5 protein-coding genes are annotated in these 6643 nt (G+C 64.0%); 3 read left to right on the top strand and 2 right to left on the bottom strand.

All coding sequences use genetic code 11. From position 1 onward, the window contains the following. The first annotated feature begins 626 nt into the window (after positions 1-626). Positions 627-2162, top strand: coding sequence for a peroxidase family protein (locus tag FXV83_RS32630; RefSeq protein ID WP_148743681.1), 1536 nt, complete (start codon positions 627-629; stop codon positions 2160-2162). A gap of 400 nt (positions 2163-2562) precedes the next feature. On the opposite strand, the gene FXV83_RS32625 is transcribed toward FXV83_RS32630, so the two are convergent. Together FXV83_RS32625 and FXV83_RS32620 are read right to left on the bottom strand one after the other, a co-directional pair. Next, a complete protein-coding gene (locus FXV83_RS32625; protein WP_148743680.1) occupies positions 2563-3081 on the bottom strand; it encodes a hypothetical protein in 519 nt (172 codons plus the stop codon). Positions 3082-3121: 40 nt separating this feature from the next. Beyond that, complete coding sequence (locus FXV83_RS32620; RefSeq protein ID WP_148743679.1) at positions 3122-4669, bottom strand: acetolactate synthase large subunit; 1548 nt, start codon at positions 4667-4669, stop codon at positions 3122-3124. A gap of 260 nt (positions 4670-4929) precedes the next feature. On the opposite strand from FXV83_RS32620, the gene FXV83_RS32615 reads away from it, so the two are divergent. Further along, the gene (locus tag FXV83_RS32615) at positions 4930-5505 is read left to right on the top strand and encodes a L,D-transpeptidase (protein ID WP_187436319.1); all 576 of its coding nucleotides are present in this window, start codon (positions 4930-4932) and stop codon (positions 5503-5505) included. 300 nt (positions 5506-5805) lie between these two features. Continuing rightward, a complete protein-coding gene (locus FXV83_RS32605) occupies positions 5806-6621 on the top strand; it encodes a DUF2927 domain-containing protein (protein ID WP_187436318.1) in 816 nt (271 codons plus the stop codon). Positions 6622-6643: the final 22 nt, after the last annotated feature.

The raw sequence follows: 6643 nt of genomic DNA, 5'->3' as shown, positions 1-6643 counted from the left end.
TGGTGGTGGTAGCGGTGGCACTCGGCGTTGGTGTCGTCGCAGCCGGCGCGGTCGTCGTGGCAGCCGGTGCCGCAGTGCTGCCGGCGGCCGGCGCGCTCTGCGCCAGCGCGAGCGGTGTTTGCATGATAAGCGCCAGAGCTGCTGTCGCAGCCAGCCTATATGATTTTTGCATCAGTACCTCCAAAAATGCCTGATCCGAATGAGGCAAAACTAGTCCTGCGGGATCGACGCGTGCAAGTGTCGTCAAGATAGGCCGGAACCCGGGCATGAACTGTGGCCGAGGTCACATAGATTGCGGCATCAATCCGCACTACGCGTTCTCGCAGCAGCGCGATAACTGACAATCTTGCGGCGTGCGCGTGCCACGAGCCGCAAGCTTTTTGCATGGAGACGGTCGGCTTCGCCGTCCCATCGATGACGAGAATGTTATCCGTCGCCGCCGCGGGGCAGATTCACGATGCGCTGCCGTAGCTTGTTCGTAAGGCGCCTCCTCCGAAAAATCATCGATGCCGGGCAACTGTGATCCATATCGCTCTTGGCGGGTCAGATCCCGCTTAGCATGCATATTCCAGCGCAGACAACTTTAGCCCGATTTGTTTCATCTCGACTTTTCAGGGAGATTGTTCATGAGCAGCCGCCACGCAATTGTTCCGCGCGGTCTGAACGCAACGCGTTCGTCGCTTTCGCAAGGCCGCTTCGGCCGCATGTTCCGCAAGCTCACACCGGCGAAATTCGGCTCGAACGACGCCAACAACATCGCGAACCTTTCGGCACTCGCCGACAAGATGGTCGCTGACTTCGACGGACCGAAGGACGGGCCGGACGCAGAAGAGAGCGGTATTCCCGCGCTCTACACCTATTTCGGCCAGTTCATCGACCACGATATCACCTTCGATCCGGTGAGCTCGCTGACCAAGCAGCAGGATCCGGACGGGCTCGTCGACTTCCGCACGCCGGCGCTCGATCTGGACAATCTCTATGGCCGCGGGCCGAACGACCAACCCTACATGTACGACGGCATCAAGTTCCGGCTCGGCGAGAATCTGACCGGCGCCGGTGTGCCCGATGCCAGCGACCTGCCGCGCTTCAAGGGCCGCGCGCTGATCGGCGATCCCCGCAACGACGAGAACAGCATCGTCTCGCAGTTTCAGGCCTTGATGCTGCGGTTTCACAATCGCATGGTCGACGACAATGACAGCCTGTCGTTCGAAGACGTGCAGCAGCGCGTCCGCTTTCACTATCAATACGTCGTGCTGAACGACTTCCTGCCGCGGATCGTCCATGCCAGCGTGCTCGACGAGCTGAAGACCGCAGGTCACTACGACCGCAGCAAGCTCGCCCACTACCACTGGAAGACTTATCCGTTCATGCCGGTCGAGTTCTCGGTCGCGGCCTACCGGCTCGGGCACTCCATGATCCGCCCCGGCTACCGGCTGAACGATGCGGCCAACATGCTGTTGCAGATCTTCCCCGATCCCAACAATCCCGACCAGAACGCACTGACCGGCTTCCGCGCCATGGGCCCGGGACGCGCGATGGACTGGGGCCGCTTCATCGATCTCGACACGCGCGCCTACGGTGTCGCGGATGACGACACCAATGCCGACAACAAGAGGCGGCTGCAGTTCGCCTATCGCATCGATACCTCGCTGGTGGACCCGCTGCGCAAGCTGCCGCCGGAGGTCGCGTCCAATCCGTCGTCGCTGGCGCTGCGCAATCTCGAGCGCAGCTGGCGGCTCGGTCTGCCGTCCGGCCAGGCTGTTGCCAGGGCGATGAACCTGACGCCGCTGACGGATGATGAGATCATCATCGGCAAGGCCGTCGACGAGGCGAGACCGGGCGATCCGCAAGTCAAGATCGCGACCATCGCGAACGGCGTGTTTGCCGGCAACTGCCCGCTCTGGACCTACATCCTGGCCGAGGCACGGCAGTTCCAGACCGCCGTCATGGTCCCGGCGACCGGCGCGCCCGGCCCCATCAACACACCGCAGCTCGGCCCGGTCGGCGGACGCATCGTGGCCGAGGTCTTCCTCGGCCTGATGTTCGGCGATAATTCCTCGCTGCTGTCGCTCGACCCTAACTGGGCGCCGGTGACCGGCCCCAACTTCGCGCTGAGGGATCTCGTCGCCTACGCGCTCGGCCGCGGTCCCAGCCTGCACTGACTTTGCGCGCTCCGTCAGCGGTGTGAAGGCCGCTAGAGACTGATGAGATGAGACTCGGCTAGTGCCCCGGCGGAAGTGCGTTCCCTCCCCCGTTTGTGGGGGAGGGTTATCGCATATGACTTCTTGTGGCCTGAGCGAGCGCCTCGTCCTTCGAGACGACCGCTTTGCGGTCTCCTCAGGATGAGGCTAAGCGTCATCTTTGCCTGTGGAAATTGCTGCCCCGCACTCCGTCCTCATCCTGAGGGCCCGCCAAAGGCGGGCGTCTCGAAGGATAGGCCGCAGAGAAAGGGCTGAATGCGATTGCCCTGCCCACAAGGGGGAGGGAACGGAGAGAGTGATGCTGTCGAACGACTTGATTCGACTTCGACCCATTACGTCCTGTTTCCCATCACATCCCTCTTTAATGCGCGGCCCCGAGACCGGTCTCCTCCAGCCGCGTTGCGAACCAGCGCGAGAGCTGTGGCTCGACGATGCCGCCGACATAGACCTCCGATGTCGTCACATTATGCTGGTCCAGCACCAGCAGCACGCCGATCCAATAAGCGAACCAGACATGGGCATCCGTGAGCGCCCTCAGCTTGTGCTGGTCGTGGTCGAGCGCGGTGTGATTGCTCGCCTTGCGGATTTCGATGGCAAGCAGATTGTTCGGGATCTCGCGCTGATGCACGACGACATCGGGATAGATCGACTTTCCCAGATGATCGTCGGTGGAGATGATCGTGCCGTGCGGCAAATGCAGCGTGCGCTCGCCGAGCCGGTCGTAATTGCAATCGACCGCCCAGCCGGGGAACTGCTTCTCGAGATACACGGCGAAGCGATGCGTGATCGCTCGCTCGCCGATGTCCTTTTCGAACAGGAATCCTTCGTGGGCGTAGAAGTCCCGGAGCGCCGCGATCACCTTGTTCAGCTCGGTCTGCATCGTGCCTCCGGGCCCTCGGCGCTCTGTTTCGTCGAGAGACCTACATCTGGACTTCGATCAGCCGCGGACCGGGCTCGGCGACGGCTTCGGCCAGTGCCTCGTTGAGCTCGTCCGCATTGGTCACGGCGCGGCCGGGCACGCCCATGCCCTTCGCCAGCGCCACGAAATCCAGCGTCGGCCGGTCGAGCTTCAGCATGTCGTTGGCGCGCTGGCCGGGCTCGCCGGCACCGACATTGTCGAACTCGCCGCGCAGGATCTGATAGATGCGGTTGGCGAACACGATGGTGACGATGTTGAGGTTCTCGCGCGCCTGCGTCCACAGCGACTGGATCGTGTACATCGCGCTGCCGTCGCCGACCATGCAGATCACCTTGCGGTCGGGACAGGCGATCGCAGCGCCGATCGAGAGCGGCGTGGAGAAGCCGATCGAGCCGCCCATGTTCTGGAGCCAGTCGTGCGGGGCGGCCGCCGCCGTCGGCGGGAAAAAGCCGCGGCCGGTGGTCAGGGATTCGTCGACCATGATCGCGTTCTCGGGAATCGCGCAGGCGATCGCCTGCGCGATCGAGGCGAAGTTGAGCGTGCCCGTCGGCTTGACCAATTCCTCCAAGGCCTGTGGCTTGACGTCCCTGGTGCTCGCCTTCACCGCGCCGGCGAGGGCTTCCAGAGCTGCGACCGAGTTCTCGCCCCAGGAGGTCATGCGATGTACGTCGCAGCCTTCGGGCCGTAGCACACTCGGCTTGTTCGGATAGGCGAAGAAGGCCACGGGATCATCGGACTCGACCAGCACGATGTGGCGGAACTTCGCCAGCATCGGCAGCGCGTTGTCGATGACGTAGTGAATCCGATCGATCGAGAACCGGCCGCGGCCGCGTGCCATCCTGGGACGGAAGGTCGGGCCCATCACCGTGCAGCCGGTCTTGCCGGCGATGCGTTCGGCCAGCGCCAGCCCCTGCTCGCTCAGCGCGCTGCCGGTCATCAGCAGCAGCGTGCCCTCACCGTCGCCGTGCAGGATTTTGGCGGCCTGCTCGACCGCCTGCGGCGAGTAGCTCGCGCGCTGCTGCTCGGCCGGCACCTCGGCGATGCCATCGGCCTCGTTCCAGGCGGTGTCGGCGGGCAGGATCAGGGTTGCGATCTGCGGCGGCGCGCTTCTAGCGGCGGCGATCGCCGCGGCGCCGTCGGCCGCAACCGATTTGGAATCCGGCGAGGTGCGCACCCAGGACGACATCGGCCGGGCCAGGCCCTCGATGTCGGAGGTCAGCGGCGCGTTGTAGCCGATGTGGTAGACCGCATGCTGGCCGACGATGTTGACGATGCCGGAATTCGCCTTCTTGGCGTTGTGCAGATTGGCGAGGCCATTGGCGAGGCCGGGGCCGAGATGCAGCAAGGTCGAGGCCGGCGTGCCCTTCATGCGGAAATAGCCGTCGGCGGCGCCGGTCACCACGCCTTCGAACAGGCCGAGCACGCAGCGCATCCCCGGCACGCGGTCGAGCGCTGCGACAAAATGCATCTCGGAGGTGCCGGGATTGCTGAAGCAGACGTCGACCCCACCCTTGACCATGGTCCGCACCAGGCTTTCCGCACCATTCATCCGTCAGCTCCTGCAACCGGCAATGTCCACCAATCCATTCGATCAATCATTGTTCGTGGCCCTCGTCAAAGCAATAGCAGGCATTGCTGCCCTGCCGGGCGCGACGACGCGTGGGTTTGGCTAATGCTTTCCGACCAATTGGCGTGGTTGCCGATTTGGTAACGCCGATCGCGGGGATGACATCCCTCACGGGGCCGTGGCTTGCGAAATGCCCGCAAATATGGCCTGTGGCGTTCGTTGAATTTTTGCTGGGGGAAACAATGATCCGGTTTTTTGCCGCGCCGATTGCCGCAATGGCGCTGTTGCTGGCGGGCGCGGGCACCGCATCCGCCGCGGGCATGATAGACTTCACGGGCACGAGCTCCACCGGCTATCTCGGCAGCGGTGCGAGCCCGGTTCCCCGCTCCACCGTGATGTATCCTACCAATTACGCGCCGGGCACCGTCGTGGTGAACACCACCGAACGGCGGCTTTACCTAGTGCTGGGAGGCGGCCAGGCATTGCGCTACGGCATCGGCGTCGGCCGCGACGGCTTCCGCTGGGGCGGGGTGCACCGGATCACCGCCAAGAAGGAGTGGCCGGACTGGACGCCGCCGTCGCAGATGCTGGCCCGCCGGCCGGACCTGCCGCGCCACATGAAGGGCGGCATCGAGAATCCGCTCGGCGCGCGCGCCATGTATCTCGGCTCGACGCTCTACCGCATCCACGGCTCCAACGAGCCGGAGACGATCGGCCAAGCGGTCTCCTCGGGCTGCTTCCGCATGACCAACGAAGACGTTGCCGACCTCTACGGCCGCGTCTCGGTCGGTACCACGGTGGTCGTGCTCAACAACTAGCAAGATAACGAAGGGAGTGCGCTTACGTCCACGCAGACGGTGCGCTCCCTCTCCCGCTTGCGGGAGAGGGTTGGGGAGAGGGCTCTCGCCACAATGAACACTCCCAAAGCGGAGAAAGCCCCCACCCGCGCCTTCGGCGCGACCTCCCCCGCAAGCGGGAGAGGTTGAGAGAGCCCGCGGCTCCTGCTGGACTCATGACGACGTCCGTTACTCTTTGGCGCAGATGAGTGGCGGAAACACGCAGGGCGCGTGATTTACGGTCTTGTGCGCAGCTTGCGAATACGGCAGCGTCGCACGACGATGAGCGCATTGAATCCGCCTTCGCCTCGCCTTCGCATCGCCCTCCTGGCGCTCGCAGCGCTCATCGTCGCGCCTGACACCGCTACCCTTGCGGTGGCGGGCGAACTGCCCGCGATCGCGGCGCGCCAGCGCGCCGAGAAAAAGAGCTTTACCGACGGCGAGATCGTCGAGGGCTTTCTGAAGACGGCGTTCGGCGCCGAATACCACCTCGCTGGCCGCGTCGACCGCATCCGCAAGTTCGACGGGCCGGTGCGCGTGTTCGCCGATGGCGACCGCGCCGACCGCAAGGCTCAGCTCGCCAAGGTCGTGGCCGACATAGGCAAGCGCGTGCAGCACCTCGACATCGCCATGATCGACAGCAGCGAGGCGGCGAATTTGCGGGTCAAGCTGGTGCGCGACCGCGACCTGTTTCGCACCATCTCCAGCTTCTACGGCGCGGAGAAGGCCCGCGAGATCCGCACCTCGCTCGATCCGCAATGCCTCTCCGGCTTCCGCAAGAACGACAATTTCGAGATCGAGCATTCCGACGTCATCCTCACCGTCGACAATGGCGACTTCGTCTTCCTTGACTGCGCCTATGAAGAGCTGCTGCAATCGCTCGGCCCGATCAATGATACCACGAGCGTGCCCTGGACCATGTTCAACGACAACGTCTCGATGGGCTATTTCGACGTCTACGACCAGTACATCCTCAACCTGCTCTACGATCCCCGCATCAAGGCGGGGATGACGGTGCAGGAGGTGAGAGCGCTGCTGCCAGAAGTGCTCGTTGACGTGCGCGCCTGGGTGAAGCGGGTGAATGATTTGGCGGAGTGAGGCCCTTACCCTCCCCTGGAGG

The sequence above is a fragment of the Bradyrhizobium hipponense genome (genome assembly GCF_008123965.1).
Lineage (GTDB): Bacteria > Pseudomonadota > Alphaproteobacteria > Rhizobiales > Xanthobacteraceae > Bradyrhizobium > Bradyrhizobium hipponense.
Note: the sequence above shows the minus strand (reverse complement) of the source record. Positions and strands in the feature narration are given on the sequence as shown.

What these genes read in the sequence shown, in the direction of transcription:
- FXV83_RS32625 (WP_148743680.1), bottom strand. Translation starts at nt 3,081, where the DNA reads ATGCAGACCGAGCTGAACAAGGTGATCGCGGCGCTCCGGGACTTCTAC.
- FXV83_RS32620 (WP_148743679.1), bottom strand. Translation starts at nt 4,669, where the DNA reads ATGAATGGTGCGGAAAGCCTGGTGCGGACCATGGTCAAGGGTGGGGTC.
- FXV83_RS32605 (WP_187436318.1), top strand. Translation starts at nt 5,806, where the DNA reads ATGAGCGCATTGAATCCGCCTTCGCCTCGCCTTCGCATCGCCCTCCTG.
- FXV83_RS32615 (WP_187436319.1), top strand. Translation starts at nt 4,930, where the DNA reads ATGATCCGGTTTTTTGCCGCGCCGATTGCCGCAATGGCGCTGTTGCTG.
- FXV83_RS32630 (WP_148743681.1), top strand. Translation starts at nt 627, where the DNA reads ATGAGCAGCCGCCACGCAATTGTTCCGCGCGGTCTGAACGCAACGCGT.